General features: G+C 46.3%; 18 protein-coding genes. 11 read left to right on the top strand and 7 right to left on the bottom strand.

Translation table 11 applies throughout. From position 1 onward, the window contains the following. Positions 1–70 precede the first annotated feature (70 nt). Both mgrA and ACRRS0_RS05415 read right to left on the bottom strand, forming a co-directional pair. Positions 71–1096 carry an L-glyceraldehyde 3-phosphate reductase gene (gene mgrA / locus ACRRS0_RS05410; RefSeq protein WP_432454220.1) on the bottom strand — a complete coding sequence of 342 codons (1026 nt, stop codon included), beginning with the start codon at positions 1094–1096 and terminating at the stop codon, positions 71–73. Between the two features lie 97 nt (positions 1097–1193). Then, positions 1194–2729 (bottom strand): phospholipase effector Tle1 domain-containing protein, encoded by a 1536-nt coding sequence (locus tag ACRRS0_RS05415; protein ID WP_432454219.1) that lies wholly within the window; start codon positions 2727–2729, stop codon positions 1194–1196. Positions 2730–3752: 1023 nt separating this feature from the next. Between ACRRS0_RS05415 and ACRRS0_RS05420 the strand changes: the two genes are divergently transcribed. From ACRRS0_RS05420 to ACRRS0_RS05460, 9 genes are all read left to right on the top strand, one after another. Further along, entirely contained in the window at positions 3753–4676 is a 924-nt protein-coding gene (locus tag ACRRS0_RS05420) for a LysR family transcriptional regulator (RefSeq protein ID WP_432454218.1), read from the top strand. A gap of 296 nt (positions 4677–4972) precedes the next feature. Then, positions 4973–6466 carry an ABC transporter substrate-binding protein gene (locus ACRRS0_RS05425; protein ID WP_432454217.1) on the top strand — a complete coding sequence of 498 codons (1494 nt, stop codon included), beginning with the start codon at positions 4973–4975 and terminating at the stop codon, positions 6464–6466. 65 nt (positions 6467–6531) lie between these two features. Next, positions 6532–7476 (top strand): ABC transporter permease, encoded by a 945-nt coding sequence (locus ACRRS0_RS05430; RefSeq protein WP_432454216.1) that lies wholly within the window; start codon positions 6532–6534, stop codon positions 7474–7476. Further along, positions 7473–8291, top strand: a complete 819-nt coding sequence (locus ACRRS0_RS05435; protein WP_432454215.1) for an ABC transporter permease — start codon at positions 7473–7475, stop codon at positions 8289–8291. The genes ACRRS0_RS05430 and ACRRS0_RS05435 overlap by 4 nt, the downstream gene beginning before the upstream one ends. Continuing rightward, positions 8288–9115, top strand: a complete 828-nt coding sequence (locus ACRRS0_RS05440) for an ATP-binding cassette domain-containing protein (RefSeq protein ID WP_432454214.1) — start codon at positions 8288–8290, stop codon at positions 9113–9115. The genes ACRRS0_RS05435 and ACRRS0_RS05440 overlap by 4 nt, the downstream gene beginning before the upstream one ends. Then, positions 9112–9927, top strand: coding sequence for an ABC transporter ATP-binding protein (locus ACRRS0_RS05445; RefSeq protein WP_432454213.1), 816 nt, complete (start codon positions 9112–9114; stop codon positions 9925–9927). The genes ACRRS0_RS05440 and ACRRS0_RS05445 overlap by 4 nt, the downstream gene beginning before the upstream one ends. A 58-nt stretch (positions 9928–9985) precedes the next feature. Next, positions 9986–11371, top strand: coding sequence for an amidase (locus ACRRS0_RS05450; protein WP_432454212.1), 1386 nt, complete (start codon positions 9986–9988; stop codon positions 11369–11371). Between the two features lie 297 nt (positions 11372–11668). Continuing rightward, the gene (locus ACRRS0_RS05455; RefSeq protein ID WP_432454211.1) at positions 11669–12085 is read left to right on the top strand and encodes a UPF0158 family protein; all 417 of its coding nucleotides are present in this window, start codon (positions 11669–11671) and stop codon (positions 12083–12085) included. A 347-nt stretch (positions 12086–12432) separates the two neighbouring features. Then, positions 12433–12561 (top strand): hypothetical protein, encoded by a 129-nt coding sequence (locus ACRRS0_RS05460; protein WP_432454210.1) that lies wholly within the window; start codon positions 12433–12435, stop codon positions 12559–12561. A gap of 303 nt (positions 12562–12864) precedes the next feature. Here ACRRS0_RS05460 and ACRRS0_RS05465 read toward each other — a convergent pair whose 3' ends face one another. Next, positions 12865–13191, bottom strand: coding sequence for a hypothetical protein (locus ACRRS0_RS05465; RefSeq protein ID WP_432454209.1), 327 nt, complete (start codon positions 13189–13191; stop codon positions 12865–12867). 774 nt (positions 13192–13965) lie between these two features. Here ACRRS0_RS05465 and ACRRS0_RS05470 point away from each other — a divergent pair. After that, positions 13966–14283, top strand: coding sequence for a YciI family protein (locus ACRRS0_RS05470; protein ID WP_432454208.1), 318 nt, complete (start codon positions 13966–13968; stop codon positions 14281–14283). A 227-nt stretch (positions 14284–14510) separates the two neighbouring features. On the opposite strand, the gene rnr is transcribed toward ACRRS0_RS05470, so the two are convergent. Then, positions 14511–16853 carry a ribonuclease R gene (rnr, locus tag ACRRS0_RS05475; protein WP_432454207.1) on the bottom strand — a complete coding sequence of 781 codons (2343 nt, stop codon included), beginning with the start codon at positions 16851–16853 and terminating at the stop codon, positions 14511–14513. A gap of 524 nt (positions 16854–17377) precedes the next feature. On the opposite strand from rnr, the gene ACRRS0_RS05480 reads away from it, so the two are divergent. Then, positions 17378–18172 carry a PEP-CTERM sorting domain-containing protein gene (locus ACRRS0_RS05480; protein ID WP_432454206.1) on the top strand — a complete coding sequence of 265 codons (795 nt, stop codon included), beginning with the start codon at positions 17378–17380 and terminating at the stop codon, positions 18170–18172. 64 nt (positions 18173–18236) lie between these two features. Here the strand turns inward: ACRRS0_RS05480 and yjjX are convergent, their stop codons facing one another. The 3 genes from yjjX to ACRRS0_RS05495 form a co-directional block, all read right to left on the bottom strand. Continuing rightward, positions 18237–18782 (bottom strand): inosine/xanthosine triphosphatase, encoded by a 546-nt coding sequence (gene yjjX / locus ACRRS0_RS05485; RefSeq protein WP_432454205.1) that lies wholly within the window; start codon positions 18780–18782, stop codon positions 18237–18239. A 551-nt stretch (positions 18783–19333) separates the two neighbouring features. Continuing rightward, positions 19334–19846, bottom strand: a complete 513-nt coding sequence (locus ACRRS0_RS05490; protein WP_432454204.1) for a methylated-DNA--[protein]-cysteine S-methyltransferase — start codon at positions 19844–19846, stop codon at positions 19334–19336. A 36-nt stretch (positions 19847–19882) separates the two neighbouring features. Then, complete coding sequence (locus ACRRS0_RS05495) at positions 19883–20665, bottom strand: isocitrate lyase/PEP mutase family protein (protein ID WP_432454203.1); 783 nt, start codon at positions 20663–20665, stop codon at positions 19883–19885. Positions 20666–20730 lie beyond the last annotated feature (65 nt).

The following is a 20730-nucleotide window of genomic DNA, read 5'->3' on the forward strand; positions in this document are numbered from 1 at the left end:
AAGTATTTTATGGCTTATTTGTCAATAATGTGACTTGAGCTGGATTTAATATTGAGAGCATAATTCTCTTTCAAAGTGCAGTCCCCGCCAGTATATATTCAATGCTTGATAATTCTTCAGTGCTAAAGTCTAGCTTATCAAGGGCTTTCACCGAATCGTAGAGTTGTTCGGTGCGACTCGCCCCGATTAGGCAGGTCGTGACGGCATCATTACTCAGGGTCCAGGCGATGGCCATTTGCGCAAGGCTTTGTTGACGAGCTTCCGCAAGTTGATTTAACGCTGCCACTTTGGCTATTTTTTCTGCAGAAATATCGCTTTGTTTTAGATGAATGATCTCGTTGCGCGATGCTCGTGAGTTTTCAGGGATCCCATTTAAGTACTTATCCGTTAAAACCCCCTGTGCCAGTGGCGAGAAAACAATGCTGCCAATACCCTGTTGTTTTAAGACATGGCACAAGCCATCTTCTATCCAGCGGTCAAACAGATTGTAACGTGGCTGGTGAATCAGCAGCGGTGTGCCGAGCTGCTTTAAAATAGCCGCTGCTTGTTCGGTCTGTTCGGCAGAATAGTTGGAAATTCCGATATATAGGGCGCGACCCGAGCGCACTAAATAATCGAGAGCCTGCATGGTCTCTTCTAGCGGAGTCTCAGGATCGGGTCGGTGGTGATAAAACACGTCAAAATAATCCAATCCTGTGCGTTTTAGGCTTTGATCACAGCTCGATACTAAGTATTTACGCGAGCCGCCACTGCCATAAGGGCCTGGCCACATATCGTAGCCAGCCTTACTGGAAATAAATAGTTCATCGCGGTAGCCAGCCAAGTCTTGTTGCATGATTTTGCCGAAGGTTTGTTCTGCTGCCCCGTAACTAGGACCATAGTTATTAGCTAAATCAAAGTGATTAATGCCTAAGTCGAAGGCGGTTCGCAATAGGTTTCGAGCATTTGCCAGTGGATCGCTTGAGCCAAAGTTTTGCCATAAGCCAAGCGCAAGTCGGGGAAGTTGTACACCACTCTGTCCACAACGCTGATATTGCATCTTATGGTAGCGTTCGGGCTTAGCCACGTAGATAGGATTAGGGGTTGTTGTAATCAATGGGTCATTTCCAAACAGCAAGTACTATCGTATTATAAATAAAATTATTGATAAGCGCGAGCCCTAAGTCGCGCGAAGGTCGTATTATTTGTTTGATTTATAGACGTTGCACTTGAACCCGCAGATGGCCCGTATTGTTGCCGTAGTAGCTATTTAAGTCGTTGGCAAATAAACATAACTCTCCGGTCTTGGTGGCCGTGAACTGGATCCGATTACCCACATAGAAGGCGTCCTCATCACTGTCATGAATAGTGGCGCATAAACTAAACCAATCGGCATCTGGCACCCGCCGATATGCCTCACTAATTTGTATGGGAAGCTCGCCTAGACCCAGTTTCACATCACTGCGATCCCAGCCCTCACCATCAACCTCTTGCAAATTGCCGTCTTTCCAACGAGCTTGATGGGTATTCTCAATTAAATACTGTTTGCCTTTCACTAAGATGATCCCTGTATGATTGTATTTTCGATGCGCTAATACTTTGCTTGTGATGGGCTGATCGGCCAGTTGATAGTTGTTTAATAAGCCGAGTTCATGAATGGCGGTCCCTTGAGATGGTTCTGGTGCGGTGCGCCAAGGGTCATACATGATTTGGTGTGAGACATTTTTTAGCGATTTGGGGCGATAATTACGATCCCCAGCGATGCGTAAAGCGACGGAAATGTGAACTTTCGGCTTGATGTTGGGTGATACTTGGTCATTTTCTAAGGCGCAGCACAAGCGGTCATCAACGGTGAAAAATGTTGCTAAAAGGCCGCGTTGCTGTTGATGATTCACCCCGTAGCAATAGGGTTCAATTAACATGTCATCGATACTAATGTTTAAGCGGGAGTTATCGGGGAAAATACTTAAGTAATCGATGGTGGAGGGGCTGTTAAATTGAATGTTTAAGTCGTCGAGGTTCTCCAGCCAATCCATGGCAAAGCGTAAACTGGTATCGGATAAGCCATCATAATTATACCCACCACCGACGTCGGAATGGGCGCCTGCAAACCATATTTCGGTTACTCGTTTATCGATATTCATTAAGGTCGGCTGAAAGGCGGCCCGTTTATCATCAAGTGATAGCATATGCAGTGCATGGCAAACTTTGTTTGGGAGAGTATGACCATATTCAAAAACAACGTCAGTGCTGGGGCGTTCGGATTTTTTCAAGTTGGGCAGTCCAATGGAGGCTACGGTATCAAATACCACTTCGATGATCTTGAAACTGGCGTTGGGATAATCACGTGAAATAATTGAGGCAAAACGTCGTGCTAGTGCAGCCCCGCGACTGAAACCAGTAATTAGAACCTGTTCGGGGGGATGCAGCTGATAGTGTTTGGCAAAGTCTTGCTTGGCAGAGGCTAAAATGGTTTTCACATCTGAATTTTCCAAGGCTAAGCCGGCATTAAATTTACGTTCAAAGTAATTTCCATAGGTTCCCACGCCTTTGTAATAAAAGCTGACACAGTGCTTACCTAAGTCGCTTTTCCCATTGTGATCTCTTAAATTGCCGCCAAGCAGTAAATGTAGTTTGAGGATATTGGTTATGCTGTCATCTTCAATAACACCACTGTCTCGCTTGTCTTGCATTGCATCTGCAGGTTCGTTATCTGTACCATCAAAGTTGAATATTAGTAGGTTTTCCATTGTTGCTATCTCCTGGGTTATTTTACTAACCCTAGTTGGCTAATTAATAATCAGCAAAGTAATCGAGGTGAAGATAAGCTTGGTGTCCGACGGAGGGAAAATACCGTTGGATACAGGCCCACTCATCCGCTCGATATCTAGCTTTGGGGGGCCAAGAATAGGGGGATCAGTTTCGCCAAATGAATTGCGCCATAGTGATTTATTGCTCTCTATGTCAATAAATCGAAGAGAGTTTGCTTCAGAGTGATGTGTTACTCGTGCGGATGATAATTAAAAAGTCATTTAATTCAATACGTTGTAATTTTTAGCGATGATTGCGTTGGCATGGTTAAGTGCCTGTACTCGCACTGTGGGCATGTTTGAGTAGATCCAAGAGTGTGCTCCTACAAGAGCGTGCACCTTTTGTGCTAATTATGCGGGGATTTGGCAAGTGATTTCTTCCATTGATGCTGCCGACGGTCATGGTAGTGGTCGTCGTATCAAGCCGCTCTTTTCCGTCAGCCAGCAACAATGCAACTGAACGCTAGCCGATGGTATTTGAGGCAGCATTCAAGTGCAGTCAATCAACTGGGTGTTGCCGCCAGTAGAGCTTACAGGAGGTATTCTCAGTCTAGCAACGGCAGATTAGCGGCGTCTACCAGTGGCAGTGGAGTCATGGCTGTGTTACTTGCTCTGGCAGCTCTTAGGTGGCGGGGCGTATCTTGGCGGGTTTAGTTGTCACACCGCTAAAGGCGGGCATACTTGGCGTTATTGGAATGGGATATCTAGTGAAGTATTAAAGGGTATTTCTCGATTTATAAGCTCCAAACTGAGTTTTACAATTCCCCTAGATAGCGGGGTCGATCAGAAACCTGCGCCTATCGATAGCGGTTCAAGCATCGTGATTTGTGCTCTGAAGCGCACGCTCTAGCTGGGATAGGCTAAGCGAGCACGCATTGAATGTGCTTCCCATCATGTAAAAAAGACTTGCCTGAGGCAAACCACTTCGATTGAATGAGCGCATCACTCATTTCAGAGAATGATATGAAGCTTCAGGCTATTACTTATTTCAATGAGCTGGTTCGTTCACGTTCGATTCGACAGGCATCGGAAACTTTAGGGGTTTCTCCGACCGCGATTAGTCGCCAGCTGGAAAATTTGGAACACTATTTTGGTGCGCCCTTAGTGACCCGAGGTGCGCGAGGTATTATGTTAACCGCAGCAGGGGAGCTGCTAGCGACTCGCTCTAAAAGTATGATGCGTGATCTCGATAATGCCCGCCAAGTGATCGATGATCTGCGAGGTCTTAAGCGTGGTCATGTGTCGATCCATATTAACGGCGCAGCAATTAATGCCATCTTGGCTCCTGCGTTGTCGGAATTTTATAAGCTGTATCCAGGGATATCGATTGTGGTGACGGTTTCATCGGCACAAGAAGCCAAGAATGCGGTGATTAATGGTGACACCGATATGGCTGTCACGATGTTCTCTTCTCCCGACTCAAAAATGGATGTGCGCTTTAAACTGCCGATTCACCATGAAGCGATAATGGCAGCTAATCACCCGCTGGCTAAGTTTAAGCAGATTTCCTTAGAGCAGATCCGCCAACATCCGATTGCGATGCCAGATCACTCATTTGGGATCCGGCGTAATTTTGACCAGCGCCAACGTTCTGCTGGTTTTGTGCCTGTGGAGGCAGTGTTTACAACCTCGTCTCTTGAATTACAAAAGGAACTCGCCCTGCGCGGCGCGGCGGTGCTGATTTTACCTGCGATGTCGGTTATTCGTGAAATTAAGGCCGCAGAGCTTGTGGTTCGCCCTTTTGTTGAGGCATCCGAAATCGTAACCGCGCTGCAGCTTGGACGAGCGATGACGACAGCGCCAAGCTTTGCCGCTGCTAAATTAGCCGATTTTCTAGAAGAATTTTTGCCAGAGCAAGCGCAATCGATGCAGCGAGCCAATCGTTAAATGAGTGGGGGCGAGAGGTATAGTATATGAGTTATGCATTCACTGAAAAATTGTTGGCTTAGGGCTGACGCGGCTCGCCATAAAGCCAGCGAACTTGCTGATTTGTTTAGAAGGATCTTTCATCGACTAAACGGGTCAAGCCGCGATAAAATTGCTTAAGCTTTAGAAACAGTGCAACGGTTTTGGTTGCACTGTGCGCTAATAAATCTTATTGCATTTACACTACGTTCTCGGGCAAGGTAAAGGCATAACGAACAGAAAGGGTTTCTAAAACCACTATCAGAGGTTTCCGTTTTATGATACGTAATTTTCGTTCTCTCTTGATTGCGACAGCAGCCATTGGATTGTTTGCGACGGGCAGTGTGATTGCTCAGCCACGCAGTGACCTTATTTTAGGCATGAGCTTAGAGCCTTCTGGTCTTGACCCGACAGTTGCTGCACCAGTGGCCATTGGACAAGTGGTTTGGCAAAACCTTTTTGAAGGTTTGGTTGCAATTGACCAAGACGGCAACATTGAGCCACAGCTTGCCGAAAGCTGGCAGATTTCTGATGATGGTTTGACTTACACTTTTGATATGCGTGATGGAGTCGCTTTCCAAAATGGTAAATTGTTCAATGCGGAGACCGCGAAATATACCCTTGATCGACTACTTGCCAATGATTCGGTTAATCCACAAAAAGTGCTCTATAAGCCGATAAAAAGTGTTGAGGCGCCCGATGCGGATACCTTGGTTCTCAAACTGTCGAAACCATCTGCAGATTTGCTTTATTGGTTAGGTTTTCCTGCTGCGGTCATGGTTGAGCCCTCAAGTGAAGCAACAAATGCTACCCATCCAATTGGGACGGGCCCGTTTCAATTTCTTCATTGGAAGAAAGGTAATCAGGTGACGTTGGTCAAAAACAACAATTATTGGGGCCAAGCAGCACCACTGGATAAAGTCACTTTTCGTTTCATTAGCGATCCACAGGCACAAGCCGCGGCACTTAACTCCGGTGGGATTGATGCGATCCCAGAATTTAACGCACCAGAGTTGGTGAGTCAGTTCAAACGCAATCAAGCCTTTAATACCGTTATCGGAACCACCAGTATGGAAGTGGTTGCTGGTATGAACAGTGCTAAAAAGCCATTTAATGATGTTCGGGTGCGTCAGGCTCTGATGATGGCGACGGATCGCCAAGCCATTATTGATGCCACTAACGAAGGTTTTGGTACGCCAATTGGTAGTCATTTTTCCCCGTCCGATGCGGGTTATGAAAATCTGACGGGGGTATGGCCCTATGATCCAGTGAAGGCCAAGCAACTACTCGCCGAAGCGGGCTATCCGAATGGCTTCAGTTTTACCATGAAAATGCCGACCCGAACCTATGCTGAACGCGCAGCTGAGATCATGCAGGCCTACTTTTCTATGATAGGCGTGACCATGAATATCGAAACCTCCGAGTTTCCTGCGAAGTGGGTTCAGGATGTTTTTAAAGACACCAACTACGATATGACGGTGATTGGTCATGCAGAGCCTCTTGATATTGGGATTTATGCACGCCATCCGTACTACTTCAATTATCAAAATCCTGAGTTTGATGGAGTGATGGCGGCCATCTCTGATGCAACAAGCGAAGCTGAACGGATTGCGGGATACAAGCGCGCCCAGCAAATTCTCGCCCAAGACGTGCCGGCGTTGTTCCTTTACGCCGCACCTAAGATCGGTATATGGAAAAAAGATCTTCAAGGGATGTGGCGCAATGAGCCAGTTCCATCGAACGATGTTAGCGCTGCTTACTGGCGCGAATAAGCGTGCCGAGTTCCAAAAGTAAACGCAGTCAACAGCGAGCAACATACACTCAAAGGTGAGAGCCAATGCGCCATATTATGCAATCGCTGGTAGGGTTAATCGTCACCCTGCTGGTGGTCTCTTTTGTCATTTTTTTAGTGATGGAAGCTGTGCCAGGGGATCCTGCTGAAATCATACTCGGTATGTCTGCAGCGCCCGATACATTAGAAGCACTCCGAAGCCAGTTGGGATTAGATCAATCATTTCTGGTTCGCTATGTAAACTGGCTGGTCGGTTTATTACATGGAGATTTGGGAAACTCTTATACTTATTCTACATCGGTGGCGCAGCTGATTGGTGAACGACTCACTGTGACACTGCCGCTGACTGGGCTGGCGGTGTTTCTTTCGGTGCTGATTTCACTGCCTTTGGGGGTGATTGCTGCCGCAAAACCCAACGGTATAGTTGATATCTTCGCTTCCTTATTCTCGCAAATTGGCATAGCAGTTCCCAATTTCTGGATCGGCCTATTACTGATCCTTGGCATCTCACTCAGTTTTGGTTGGTTTCCCGCGGGTGGTTTTCCTGGCTGGGAGGCGGGTTTTTGGGCTGCGCTTCAGGCGCTAATTCTCCCTTCCATTGCATTGGCAATTCCGCAGGCGGCGGTACTCACTCGAGTCACTCGGGCTGCCGTGATAGAGGTGACCAATGAGGATTTTGTGCGCACCGCTCGAGCCAAAGGCGCAACGCCAAACCAAGCGCTTTGGCGGCATATCATGCCCAATGCCCTGATCCCTATTGTGACCATGTTGGGGATGCAAATCTCGGTTTTAATCGCTGGAGCTGTACTCGTAGAGAATGTGTTTAGTCTACCGGGGATGGGCACACTGGCTTACCAAGCGCTGGCACAACGTGACCTGATTGTAATTCAAAATGTGGTGTTATTCTTTGCCGCCATTGTGATGATTATTAACTTTATTGTTGATGCCTTGTATACCGTACTTGACCCAAGACTGAGGACTCGCCGATGAAACGTCTTCCTTGGTCGCTGATCATTGGTGGCTCGATTACCACGGTGCTTGTGATTGCAGCCATCCTTAGTCAATTTTGGACACCATTCGATCCTACGGCGATCAACATCATGAATCGTTTGAAAGGACCGGGAGTGGGTGGTTTGCTCGGCGCTGACCATTTTGGGCGTGACGAATTGTCGATGATTATGGCTGGAGCCTGGGTGTCTCTCGGGATCGCTTTTTCGGCGATTACTATCGGCGGGTTGATTGGCACAGTGCTTGGTGTGGCAGCGGCCTGTAAACGAGGCCGATTTGAATCGCTGGTGATGCGCGTGAATGATGTGTTATTTGCTTTTCCTCCAGTACTCTCAGCGATTTTGCTGGCAGCAATTCTTGGTGGAGGACCGACCACCACGATTGTCGCCATCGCACTGTTTATGATCCCGGTGTTTACGCGTGTGACCCGTGGCGCAGCCTTACAAATATGGGCTCGAGACTACATTCTTGCGGCGCGTATGGCTGGTAAAACCAATACCGGGATCACCATTGAACACGTGATTCCGAATATTGCGGCGCAAATTATTGTTCAAGTGGCAATTCAAACGGGCCTCGGCATTTTGACCGAGGCTGGCTTGTCATTTCTTGGCCTCGGCATCGCGCCTCCCACGCCGAGTTGGGGACGCATGTTGGCAGATGCGCAGACTTATCTTTCTATCGCCCCTCATCTGGTGTTGGTGCCTGGTTTGGCGATTTGTACCGCGGTACTGGGTCTTAATTTGTTGGGTGACGGGCTACGCGATCTTACGGATCCGAGAAGGGGGCAATCAACATGATGCTCGATATTAAAGACCTTCGGGTGAGTTTTCAAAATGACGATGGCCAAGAAAATGAAGTAGTGCATGGCATCAATCTGTCGCTCAACAAAGGTGAAACGCTGGGAATTGTTGGTGAGAGCGGCTCCGGAAAATCAGTATTATCGCTGGCCACAATTGGTTTGCTTCCTAAGACTGCAAGGGCTTCTGGAGAGATCCTTTTCAAGGGCGAAGATATTTTAAGGATGACCGAGCGGCAGTTGTGTGCATTGCGTGGTTCTCGAATTGGAATGATTTTTCAGGAACCAATGACCGCGCTCAATCCTGCGATGAAAGTAGGAAGCCAGATTGCCGAAGGCCTAAGGTTGCACCGTCATCTCAGTCGTAGAGAAGCAAGTGCGGAAGCGCTTCGCCTGCTGGAGATGGTGCGGATCCCTGATGCTAAGCGGAAAATGCATTGTTATCCTCACGAAATGTCTGGCGGGCAGCGCCAGCGTGTTGGGATTGCGATTGCGCTCGCACTTAAACCGGATCTGTTGATTGCAGACGAACCAACAACCGCCCTCGATGTCACTGTGCAGGCAGAGATCTTGGACATTCTTGACGATCTAGTGAGTGAATTGGGGATTGCCTTGATCTTGATTTCTCATGATCTTGGGGTGATTGCTCGTATCGCCGACCGAACGTTGGTGATGTATCGCGGCAATGAGATGGAGCAAGGGGAAACCGAACGGGTGTTACGAGAGCCGAGTCATGAGTATACCGTTAAGCTTCTCTCTGCCTTGCCACAACGGGTGCGAGTGGGGCTTGAAATCACCACGCCAAATTCAGAAGGTAAGGCATGAGCAAAAAAATTCTTGAAATTATTGGCCTTACACGTGAGTTCAAGCTTGGTGATAGCAGTGTGAAAGCACTTAACAATGTATCGCTGTCACTTGAAAAGGGACAAATACTTGGGGTGGTTGGTGAAAGTGGCTCAGGCAAGTCAACCCTTGCTCGTATCGTGATGGCGTTGGATAAGCCTAGCGATGGCAATGTGCTGTTTGAAGACCAAGATATTTTTGCGCTTACCTCAGCCAAGTTACGCCGCCTGCGCGCCTGTTTTCAAATGATATTTCAGGATCCTTATGGGTCCTTGGACCCGCGGCATAAAATATCTCGGATTATCGCTGAACCTCTTCATCTAGAAGAAAACGCCCCAAAAGGTAACGCGCTTAGGGCGCGTATCGCAGCGCTGCTTGAAGAAGTGGGTCTAAACGCTGACGACATGGACAAATATCCACATGAGTTTTCTGGTGGTCAACGGCAACGTATCGCCATTGCGCGGGCACTGATCACCAAGCCTAAGTTAATCGTCGCAGACGAAGCTACTTCTGCCCTCGATCTGACGGTGCAAGCTCAGATCCTAAAGTTGCTTGTGAGCATGCGAGATAAGCACGGTATATCGGTGCTGTTTATTACTCACAATATCGGCGTTGTTGATGAAATTTGCGATAGCGTTGTTGTGATGCAATCCGGCCAGTTGGTCGAGATCGGCCCGGTTCGGCAGGTCCTCGATAATCCTCGTGAAGCGTATACCAAACGACTGCTGTCTGCCGAACCCACGCTTAAACAGATTGGTCGAAAAAAGTGTCGGCAAGATCCAATGGCTCTCTGAGCGCTTAGCAGCCAAGACCTTTCGACTTAAGCTATTAATATTAGATGGATTTCGTAAGATGATCGATTTTTCAAAGTTAAACACCCGCGCCCTCTTACAGGCTTATGCCAATGGCGATACCACGCCTTCCGAATATATGCGCTGGCTGATTGAGCGGGTTGAAAAAATAGAGCCACAGGTTTGCGCACTTTATGCTTATAAGCCTGAACAAGCCATGCAACAGGCGGAAGCGTCGACTCTGCGTTGGCTTAAGGGGGAAACGCTTGGTCCGCTCGACGGCGTACCTGTTACCGTGAAAGAGTTGATTGCCACCCAAGGCGATCCAATCCCGATGGGGACGGCAGCATCAGATAAAGCCCCAGCAAGCGAAGACGCCCCAATCGCAGCACGTCTAAAAGAAGACGGTGCGATTATCTTTGCCAAGACCACTTGCCCGGACTACGGCATGTTATCGTCTGGCTTGTCAACCTTTCACCATCTGAGCCGTAATCCGTGGGACTTAACTCAAAACCCAGGAGGCTCTTCGGCCGGGGCCGCATCGGCGGGAGCAGCAGGTTTCGGGCCATTGCATATTGGGACCGATATCGGTGGTTCAGTTCGCCTTCCTGCTGGCTGGACCGGACTGTTTGGCTTTAAGCCAAGCCTTGGGCGAATTCCAATTTATCCCTATTATACGGGGCGTTCAGCAGGCCCAATGACCAAAACAGTTGATGATGCGGTGATGGTCATGCCAACTTTAGCAAAACCAGATTGGCGAGATGCCACTTCGCTTAAGTTCGAAGCGTTGGATTGGAATGTTCCGCCTGCAGACGTTCGCGGGATGAAAATCGGTTTGCTCTTAGATGCGGGGTGCGGCATTGAAGCGGAGCCAGAAGTGAAAGCCGCAGTGCTTGAAGCGGCTCAACGATTTGCCAGCGAGGGTGCCGAAATCGTTGAAATAGATCCGGTTCTAAAAAGGGAATGGCTAGATGGCTTAGACGTATTTTGGCGCAGCCGTTTCTGGGGAAGCATGCTAGAACTGAGCCATGAGAAGCGCCAATCGATACTTCCTTATATTTATGAATGGGCAAAAACGGGGGCAGACGCCAGTCCGCTGGATGTAGTGAAAGGCTTCGATGCTACTTTGGCAATGCGAGACCGCTGTGCGGAGGTCTTCACCGAAGTTGACGCAGTGCTTTCTCCGGTGAATCCCAATGTTTCTTATCCGGCAGAATGGGCGTCACCAACCAACGATCCTCAGCAACCGTTTGAGCATATCGCGTTTACCGTGCCATGGAATATGGGAGAGCAACCCGCCGCCTCGATCAATTGTGGTTTCTCTAACAGTGGGATGCCGATTGGCTTACAGATTGTGGCCCCACGGTTTGAAGACCTAAAAGTAATTGCATTGGCGAAGGCCTACGAAAATTGGCGTGGGCCAATAAGCAATTGGCCTGAGCTCTAATCAAACACTTTCGATCGTATCCACGTACGGTTCCCAGAATAAGGGGCGGGAATGGTGTTGTGGCTTGAAATGGTGATATTCCTAAGTGGACCACTTTTAGTCAGCGCATAGCATTGGCTCTGGTTTTGACGTGCTTCGCACAGAGAAACAAGGATAAGCGTCGCTAAAGCCAGTTTCTGCAAGCGTGGTTGGATACTTCTTGTATAATTTTTACGCAGTATCCTCTGTTTCGCGAAAAAAGCTATGTTATCCTCGTAAAGGCCTTAGCTGCTCAATAGAAAACAGGAGGTGAACAGAATGGCGATTAAGTTCAGTGATATCTTGGATTTGTTTGAGTTGGTCAACTTTGGCTCGCCATTCGAACATCAAGGATATATTTGCAAAGTATCTGGTAAAAGCTATTTTTACTCTGAATTTGGCGATAACGAAGAGGCGTTGCCCGATGATATTGATGATGAGAAATATCTAGCGATTCCTGATAAGAATGACCTAGCTTTAGGTACCGAGCTGGTTTTTGACTTTGTGCAGCAATACTTGCCGTCAGAGTATGACCGTGTCCGTTCGATTTTTCGACATAAAGGCGCCTATTCAAGGTTCAAAGCATTGCTGGAACACGCCGAAAAAATTGAAGCATGGTATCAATTTGAAGCAGAGCATACTGAACTAGCATTACGGGAATGGTGCACTGCACAAGATATTGAAATTATCGGCTAGCAGTTTTTATCATGGATGCCCATACTTCGTTCGTTAGTGGTAGCTATGATAAAAATATTATTCTTTTCTTAGTTATTTTTTATTTGGTTATTATGGTACTAGGCCAAGCTTAATTAATGGTCTAAATGAAGTTGGCCATATAGGTATAAATTATGAAAGCGGTCTTTATTATGAAGCCCATCCTCCTTGCAAAAGTGCCTTTGTTGGTCGATTTTGAGATCAAATTAGTCGTTTAGTTGTCTCAACAAAGAGTGGGTACAAATTTTTATTGGAAAATGAGGAACTAGTAAGTCGCTTGTCTAAAAATCCTAATTATGTAGTTTGGGTTGTTAGGGAGAGTGGAATTAATGACGGTAGTTTTGAGTCTTTCTTTGATTTATGTTTGGCTGACTGATTTTGCACTCGATATTTCTAAAGTTCCATACCCTAGCGTGGCGGTTGGCCTACCTGATTTTATTGGTTACTGCAAAAAATAGATGTGAGGATATAAAATTATTACAGAATTTGATGAGTCTGAACATTAGGTAGGGAATAATTATATAATTTCTATTATAGAAAATAAATATTCTCGTGAAGTTCCTGAACGTTTAGAGTCTGTCACAACTGAATATGGTGCTTGTGCATTAAGGGATGGTGGTACACCTGCATGTAGAATTGAGTTACGGAGGTATCTTGGTGTTGTTTAAAAGGGGCGACCTTAACAGTTACTACTAGTAAATTTCGACGAATTCTTTACTGCAGGTTAAGCTTATTTTCTGTGTTGGGTTTGTTACAAGATCTTACTTTAATATTTCTGCATTGAAGTAGTTATTTATTAAGCCTTTAACTTCAGACGCTTTGCCTTCTTTCCAAGTGAGCGAGCGTTCTTCTACATATATGAGTGAGTCAAGATCCACTCCTGCTGCTTCATAATAAGAAATGAAATCTTCAAGTACTGATTTTTCAGCAAATATGAAACTAGGAGTATTAGCTTTTTCTCTTTCGTTGAATACTTTTAAGACTAGTTCGGTTGCTATATCTTGATCTTCATAGCTGTATGTTATGGTACCAGATTGATCGACTTCAAACGAAATTCCCTCTTCTTCAAAAAGAAGTTGTAGCTGCATTGCTTCATCTCCGCTGAGCTTTATGCTCGGTCTAGATTCTTCATTGCAAGATACTAACAAAAGTAACGACAGTAAAAAGAATGATTTCAATGGTAAAGTGAAGTCCTTAAAATACCGCATAATAACTGCGACTTTATGTTGAATTGTGCCAGTGTAACACTTCAAGTAGCTGCCGACCATATTATGAAGGTTAAGTTGGGACTTGCCCTAACTAGTATTATATCGTTGTTTATTTTGTGCTGGAACACGCCGAAAAAATTGAAGCATGGTATCAATTTGAAGCAGAGCATACTGAATTAGCCTTGCGGAAATGGTGCGCCGCGCAAGATATTGAAATTATCGGCTAGCAGTTTTTCTAATGCAGTATCATGGCCCCAAAATTAGCTAATACGTGGGATTAGGGGATGATTTTAGATACTGGGTGTTATTTTTTACTGGCGATTCACCCGCTGACTCGTTAAATCAATGGGAAAACCCATTGTACGGTTCTGAATAAAATTACAATTTCGAATCGACAACGATGAATCATTTCCATACTGTAAATGTAACTACAGAATTAATTTATATTTATACGGCAGTCTCTGAACCAGCATCGGTGTTGCTCTTTTTGTTTTGGGTTGATGGGGATAGTTTTAAAAGATACACTGGCTCAGATTCCAATTCGCAGCGATGCTTCATACAAGCGTCTAGAGTGGATGGATTGGCGAGGCAAACTATTTCGCTGATAAGGGCTGGCAATACCTCAATTTTTAACCACAGGTCGGAGAATAACAATTGCGTAAATTTGTGGCGTTTCTTTCAGATAAAAATAAAGACCTTTTTAGTGAGCAATTGTTACTTGCACATATCAAGCATTTACAGCAACTTGATGCATCAGGCAAGCTTCATTTATGCGGACCTTTTACCGACAATGATTCAGCCATTCAAATTTTAATGGTGCAGAACATTGAAGAGGCAACGGCGCTTGTAAATCAAGATCCATTTGTACATTACGGGTATTATAAAACGGTCGAAATTAAGGAATTGATTGAAGCAAATGCGGATAACAATTGGCTTACGAGTCATCCACAGACAGAAGAAAAACGAAATTAATGCGCTTGTATGATTGTTTGGCTTAAGCTCTCAAGTCAAAATTTAATCATTAAATTCTGGTTTTCAAATGCGTATCTCGACTGCATTTGAATACTTTTTTCAGTGAGGTGCAAGATTCCGGTGCCATGCGCCCACGGCTAAACGCGATAATGACTCGCGTCAGAGGACTGGGGGAACGCTTAATTTAGTGATCAGCGTAACCCCAAAATATGCAGAAAAGCAGCGCCTTAGGCGGCTTTTATCGATTTGGTTTTTGCCTTCGATTTGGCCTTCGACTTACGCTTGTTACTTTGGCCTTGTTGTTCGGCAAGCACCAGTTCAATCTTACGTTGCTCCATGTCGACTCGAGCTATTTTCACTTGGATTTGTTGGCCGATGGCATAGCTTTTACGGCTATTCTCTCCGGTTAAACGCTGTTTAGCGGCATCAAAATGATAGAAATCACCTTGTAGCGCAGAAACATGCAGCGCACCTTCGACACCGCTGTCTTGCAGCTCGATATATAAACCAAAGTTGTTCAGGCCACTGATCATACCGGTAAAGCATTCGCCCACACGGTCTTGCATATATTCGCATTTTAACCAGGCATCTACGTCCCAGCTGGCGGCATCGGCACGACGAGCGACTTGCGAGCAATGCTCGGCTAAGATCAACATTTGCTCCGTTTGATAGGGATAGTTGACCTTTGGTGCCGAACTAGGTGCGCCAGCAATACGGCGAACGGGATCTAAGCCTTTACCACTCATGCTTTTTAAGGCGCGGCGTAGTAAACCGCCGCTCTCTTTGGCTCGGATCACCGAGCGGATCGCACGGTGGACCAATAGGTCGGGATAGCGACGAATGGGCGACGTAAAGTGCGCATAGGCGTCAAAGTTTAGGCCAAAGTGACCTTGGTTTTCGGGGCTATATATTGCCTGACTCATTGAACGTAGCAGAATGGTTTGGATCACTTGCGCATCGGCGCGCTCACTGGTGCTGTTTAGTAAGCGATTATAATCTGCAGGGGTGGGGGCTTCGCCACCGCCCAATTGTAACCCCTGTTCGCCAAGAAAAGCCCGCAAGCTGGTGAGTTTCTTCTCTTTAGGGCCTTGGTGAACCCGGTATAAGGCTGGCAGTTTGAGTTGCTCTAGGAAGCGAGCAGTGGCGACGTTGGCGCACAGCATACATTCTTCAATTATTTTGTGAGCGTCGTTGCGAACCACCGGTACGATCTGTTCTATTTTTCGTTGCTCATCAAATTTGAAGCTGGTTTCCTGGGTTTCAAAGTCAATGGCACCGCGCTCATTTCGAGCCTCACGTAGTACTGCGTACAAGCTGTGTAAGTCGTGTAGCTGTGGCAGTATCGCTCGATAGTGCTCGCTTAAACGGATACCTTTGCGGCTGTCACTGCGTTCTAAGATACAAGCCACTTGGCTATAAGTGAGCCGAGCGTGAGAGTGGATCACCGCTTCAAAAAATTGATAGTTAGCTAGTTGGCCAGTGGCGTCAATATTCATCTCACAAACCATGACGAGGCGATCCACATGCGGATTTAATGAGCACAGACCGTTGGAGATGGCTTCTGGCAACATCGGAACCACATGCCCCGGAAAATACACTGAGGTGCCGCGTTTTTGTGCTTCTTCGTCTAAGGGGCTGTTTGGGTGGATGTAATGCGATACATCGGCAATGGCCACTAATAAACGCCAGCTACCTTCGGCTGCGGGTTCGCAAAATACGGCGTCATCAAAGTCTTTGGCGTCTTCCCCATCAATGGTTACAAAGGGGGTGGTACGCAGATCGACACGATGGCGCTTGTCTTGTTCGCTCACTTCACTGGCCATTTGTTTTGCTTGCTCTAGCGCCACTTTTGGCCAGATATGCGGGATCTCATGGCTACGGATCGCCACGTTAATTTCCATACCGGGTGCCATAGGGTCACCGATTACTTCGGTAATTTTTGCCATGGCGTTATTACGCTTGTAGGGATAGCTAATAAGCTCGGCCATCACATATTGACCCAGCTTCGCACCGGCGAGTTGAGCAACAGGCACTTCAATACGGTGGGTGATCCGCTGGTTTTCTGGTTCAACATAGTGTTGGCCATCTTGCGATTTTAAACAGCCGATAATGCGGTGCGTATTTTGCTCGAGGATTTTGATGATGCGAGCTTCTTCGCGACCTCGGTTATTAAAGCCATTGGGTAAAGCTTGCACTACATCGCCATCAAATACCTTGGCCATTTGGCTACTATGCAGCACAAAATCAGTGTCGCGCCCAGGGCATTTTAGAAAGCCAAAGCCTTCTCTATGACCAATCACCGTACCGGTGACGAGTTCGCTGTCGTCCACCGGCCAATAGGCTCGGCGACGATCACTGTGAAGCTGCCCATCACGACTCATAGCGATTAAGCGACGGCGCAGTGCTTCTAAGTCATCGTCGGTACTGAGCCCTAATGCACTGGCGATTTTTTCGCGAGTGAGGGCTTCACCGTGTTGGTCGAGTAGGGCGATGATCGCTTCGCGATCAGGGATTGGATTCGCATATTGCTGCGCTGATTTGCTAGTTGCTGAGTTTGAGTCTTGACTCATCGTTATTGCTCTCTTTAATTCGGGGCCAATAACCTTGCACTAGATGAAATGTTCTGTTGATGCAGTTCAGATATAACTCTCAAGGTTGTTAGGCTAAATGCGCTCGCGTTGCGAGTCGCTCAAATGGTCTCTTGCGGCTGTTACGCCGAGTAAAATTAGGCTGGCGAGCAAGAGTGGTTGCGCATTGACTTATAAGTGGTTTGTATGACGTTTTGGTGACAAACCATGTTGCAGAGTCGATGCTCTCAATTGGAAAAACAAGCTGGAATTTAAAACGACGGAACGAAGGTTAAATGAAGGCAACCAAAGCAGAGTTCAAAAAATAGACTGATTTTCTAATGTTTGCCACTGTATACACTTGTAGAAAATTGTCAACCTATTGTTTCGCTTTGCGGCTTTCAAACCTCAAGCCAGCCTGTGTTCACAAATCGAACACTTGCTTGTGGCACTTAAAAATTAGTGACGTTATTGTCACCAGCGCTAACAGTTCAATAAAAAATATAAATAATACATCCGGGAATTTTATGAAAAAAATATTAATCAGCTTGTCGCTGCTGCACTTTGGTGCTCAGGCGATGCCATTTACCGATCATGTGCTAAATGACCACTATAATGGTCAGGCCAATGGGATCCCCACCGCGAACGATCATAACGATGGTGTGCCAGATCTATTTGATGCCGCAAATGTATTGCTGGGTACCTCTTATACCAGTAATGCCGACCTCGACGCACGCTTTGTTGCCGATGATCAAGTGTTTATTGGTCAGGGGCAGCATAACATTGCCTTAATCGGCTTAACGGCAGGGAACTACAATACTCTGGGGGTTTATACCGACAAGGGAAAAGGCCAAGATAAGCTCGCCTTATTGCCTTCCGATCCTCAGTTTGGTTTTACTGGTGATGGCTCTTCACTCAATCCTTTTAGCGGTGCAGCGTTTGATCTGGTCGGCGAGTTTGCGTGGTATTTAGAGCAAGGTGGGCCCTATAACCAAACCACTTACTATTCAGAAAATCAGCTCAATGGCGGTTGGGATCATATGATGACCTTTGCCATGCCGGAGCTTAACGGCATCACTAAATTCTTGGAAATTGGTGGCCAAGTGCTGGAATACAGTTTTAGCAATGCTTTTTTGATTGGTTGGGAAGACCTTCCCTATGAGTTTCAATCAGCTGGCGTATTAGGCGATGATGACTATGACGATATGATGTACTTAGTCGACTTCAAACCTGCCAGCACGGTACCCGAGCCTACCAGTGCTTGGTTAATGGCGGCGGGCCTCATCGGCCTTGGCTTTACTCGGCGTCCAGCGAAAAGCTAGCTAAACGCCTAAGTGGTTGCCTACCGTCATTCACTCTGTTAGCTAGCGGGTAGGCAGCTTCACTTTATTCGTTGCTAAATAATTCACGATGAGCAAAGCTTACTAAAGCGAGGATCAGCGCGTGAGTATAATTACCTTGGCGGGTCGCTAATCCGTTGGTGAGCAGGCCAATTGCCCCTCCTTTTTGCTTAATGTTGGTGGTATTAAAAAGCTTGTCCATCAACGGGCCGAGTTCGTCACCTTGAGCAAGAGCTTGATAAACCGACGCAGGCAAGGGCATATTGGCCCCACGTCCCACCGACATCTGTTGTCGATCGGCAATCACCGCATAAGCAAAGGTAGCTGGACCATCTTCAAACAAATCGACACCGCCCTCGATGGCCGCATAAAAATCAGCATCTTGTTGTTGCTGACAATAGCGAAGTCGGTTCACTGCTCCATCGCGAGTCTCCTGGCTGGTCATGGGCTGTTCTGCAACCAGAGAAGGGGCATGCATGCCCTGGCAATCAATCTGCTGCTCCGGGTAATAAAGCGCTAAGGCCTCTTTAACGGCAGCAATTTTTACCGGATTAAGTGAGCCTACAATCACTTTAAGTGTTTTATTCGCCATCTATGATTCCTTGGTAGGGTTTATAGGGTGATGCTAACACAGCTTGCTTCGGCTGCGGAATGACTGTTTGGTGATGAGATAGCGGCTTGATACGATGAAAACCGTATTGGTGAGATCACTGCTTGGGGGGATCGATCAACAAGTTTTAAGGCTGGTATAAAACGGAAGTAGAAAATACGGCAAGAAATTTAAGTGACTAAAGCTCTTGCGGGTTAAGCGGCTTTATTATCTTTTCCTGCTTCGTTCGGTGGTGAGCAATTTAGAATAACAGGGCTTATATCTATAAACAGGAAATGGAAATGCTTACAGGGCGAAGAGTAACGAGGCATTCGCGGTCGCAGAGCAGGGGGGCGCAAACATCCCGCTCAGACAGATAAAATGTATCTGCCCCCTTTATTTGAACGTTCTCTGTAGGAAGGTCACCGTTTAATAAAACTTTGATGATTAAACGCTGGCGACTAGCGAATGGCAAGGACACTACGGTGGCGGGGATTAAGCAAACCGGATGCTTTTTATGTAAACAGAGGCTTTGTTATTCGTAGCGTTTTAAGCTAAATGAAGAGATTTTGCTCTAACGATAAAAGACGTTTTTTTAATGACAATCCGCCAGCATAACCTACCAGCGTACCTTGAGAACCAATAATACGGTGACAAGGAATGATAATCGCCAAACTATTTGCGCCATTTGCATTACCGACAGCTCTCACTGCCGCTTCATTTCCAATTGAACGAGCTAAATCTTGATAAGTGGCGGTGTGACCGTATTCCACCTTTTCTAATGCGCCCCATACCGACTTTTGAAAATCTGTACCTATCAGCAATAGGGGAATATCAAAAACGCGACGTTCACCAAGAAAGTATTGTTCAAGCTGAGTCTTGGTTGATTCCAAAATATCGTCGTTTTGTTCTGTAAATGATGCATTCAGACCAAGCTGAATGCGTTTATCAACAGACGCTCTCATTTTGCGATATCGAAAGTCGCACAAACAAAGCTGACCTTGATACGAACCGAGAAGAAACTCCGCATAAGGATGTTTGAAATACTGAATATTGATCTGTTGCACGGTGTCTGCCCCTTAAACAAAATGCTATAGCTAAAGTCACATCGACAGCTGTTTTTCTTGAGAAAATAAAGACTGCCAGTTTCCTGTTTCTGTTATCTCAAGTAATTGGTGTTGTAGTCTTTTATGCATAGCTTGATGGGCAAAGTTACCCATGCTTATACGTTTCACTCCTAAACTTGCTAATACCTCGAAGTCAGGTAATTCAGGTATTGTCATTACATTGATCGGGAGTGACGCAGCTTTGACGATTGTTTTGATATCATCAATTTGGCTCAGGCAAGGAAAGAATAGTCCATGAATTCCAGTCCTTTGATAAGATGCTATTCGTTTTACTGCTTCTGCAACGGCATTATCTATACCTAGTAAAAAGACATCACATCGTACATTAATAAATACATCTATCTCACGTTGCTGTAATTGATAACAAATAGCAGCGAGTAGCTTGGTAAATTCACTGGTATCAACCAAGGTTCTGTCTGAGCCGACTCGACTGTCTTCAATATTGATACCGACAACACCAAGCTCAAGCAATTGCTGAATATTGTCGACAATGATTTTAGGATCTCGACTAAATCCCGCTTCAATATCCACTGTTAACGGAAGACAACTCGCTGCTTTAATACGCGAGACAATGTATCGTAATTCTTTAAAAGGAATTTCTTCACCATCTTCGTAGCCCAGCAGGCCGGCGATAGCGGCACTGGACGTTCCCAAAGCTTGATATCCTGCATTTTGTGCACATTTTGCGCTGATTGCATCCCACACATTTGCGATTAAAAGTGGCTGCGCTTGTTGGTGCAGAAGTTTAAATTCTTGCATCTTACATATCCTCTATTGGTGGTCGCTATCGTGATGCTGTTGTAGGTGATTATTCAGAAAAATGA

This window comes from Agarivorans sp. QJM3NY_29 (assembly GCF_050870835.2).
In the GTDB taxonomy this organism is placed as follows: domain Bacteria; phylum Pseudomonadota; class Gammaproteobacteria; order Enterobacterales; family Celerinatantimonadaceae; genus Agarivorans.

What these genes read in the sequence shown, in the direction of transcription:
- ACRRS0_RS05415 (WP_432454219.1), bottom strand. Translation starts at nt 2,729, where the DNA reads ATGGAAAACCTACTAATATTCAACTTTGATGGTACAGATAACGAACCT.
- ACRRS0_RS05420 (WP_432454218.1), top strand. Translation starts at nt 3,753, where the DNA reads ATGAAGCTTCAGGCTATTACTTATTTCAATGAGCTGGTTCGTTCACGT.
- ACRRS0_RS05425 (WP_432454217.1), top strand. Translation starts at nt 4,973, where the DNA reads ATGATACGTAATTTTCGTTCTCTCTTGATTGCGACAGCAGCCATTGGA.
- ACRRS0_RS05430 (WP_432454216.1), top strand. Translation starts at nt 6,532, where the DNA reads ATGCGCCATATTATGCAATCGCTGGTAGGGTTAATCGTCACCCTGCTG.
- ACRRS0_RS05435 (WP_432454215.1), top strand. Translation starts at nt 7,473, where the DNA reads ATGAAACGTCTTCCTTGGTCGCTGATCATTGGTGGCTCGATTACCACG.
- ACRRS0_RS05440 (WP_432454214.1), top strand. Translation starts at nt 8,288, where the DNA reads ATGATGCTCGATATTAAAGACCTTCGGGTGAGTTTTCAAAATGACGAT.
- ACRRS0_RS05445 (WP_432454213.1), top strand. Translation starts at nt 9,112, where the DNA reads ATGAGCAAAAAAATTCTTGAAATTATTGGCCTTACACGTGAGTTCAAG.
- ACRRS0_RS05450 (WP_432454212.1), top strand. Translation starts at nt 9,986, where the DNA reads ATGATCGATTTTTCAAAGTTAAACACCCGCGCCCTCTTACAGGCTTAT.
- ACRRS0_RS05455 (WP_432454211.1), top strand. Translation starts at nt 11,669, where the DNA reads ATGGCGATTAAGTTCAGTGATATCTTGGATTTGTTTGAGTTGGTCAAC.
- ACRRS0_RS05460 (WP_432454210.1), top strand. Translation starts at nt 12,433, where the DNA reads ATGACGGTAGTTTTGAGTCTTTCTTTGATTTATGTTTGGCTGACTGAT.
- ACRRS0_RS05465 (WP_432454209.1), bottom strand. Translation starts at nt 13,191, where the DNA reads ATGCAGCTACAACTTCTTTTTGAAGAAGAGGGAATTTCGTTTGAAGTC.
- rnr (WP_432454207.1), bottom strand. Translation starts at nt 16,853, where the DNA reads ATGAGTCAAGACTCAAACTCAGCAACTAGCAAATCAGCGCAGCAATAT.
- ACRRS0_RS05480 (WP_432454206.1), top strand. Translation starts at nt 17,378, where the DNA reads ATGAAAAAAATATTAATCAGCTTGTCGCTGCTGCACTTTGGTGCTCAG.
- yjjX (WP_432454205.1), bottom strand. Translation starts at nt 18,782, where the DNA reads ATGGCGAATAAAACACTTAAAGTGATTGTAGGCTCACTTAATCCGGTA.
- ACRRS0_RS05495 (WP_432454203.1), bottom strand. Translation starts at nt 20,665, where the DNA reads ATGCAAGAATTTAAACTTCTGCACCAACAAGCGCAGCCACTTTTAATC.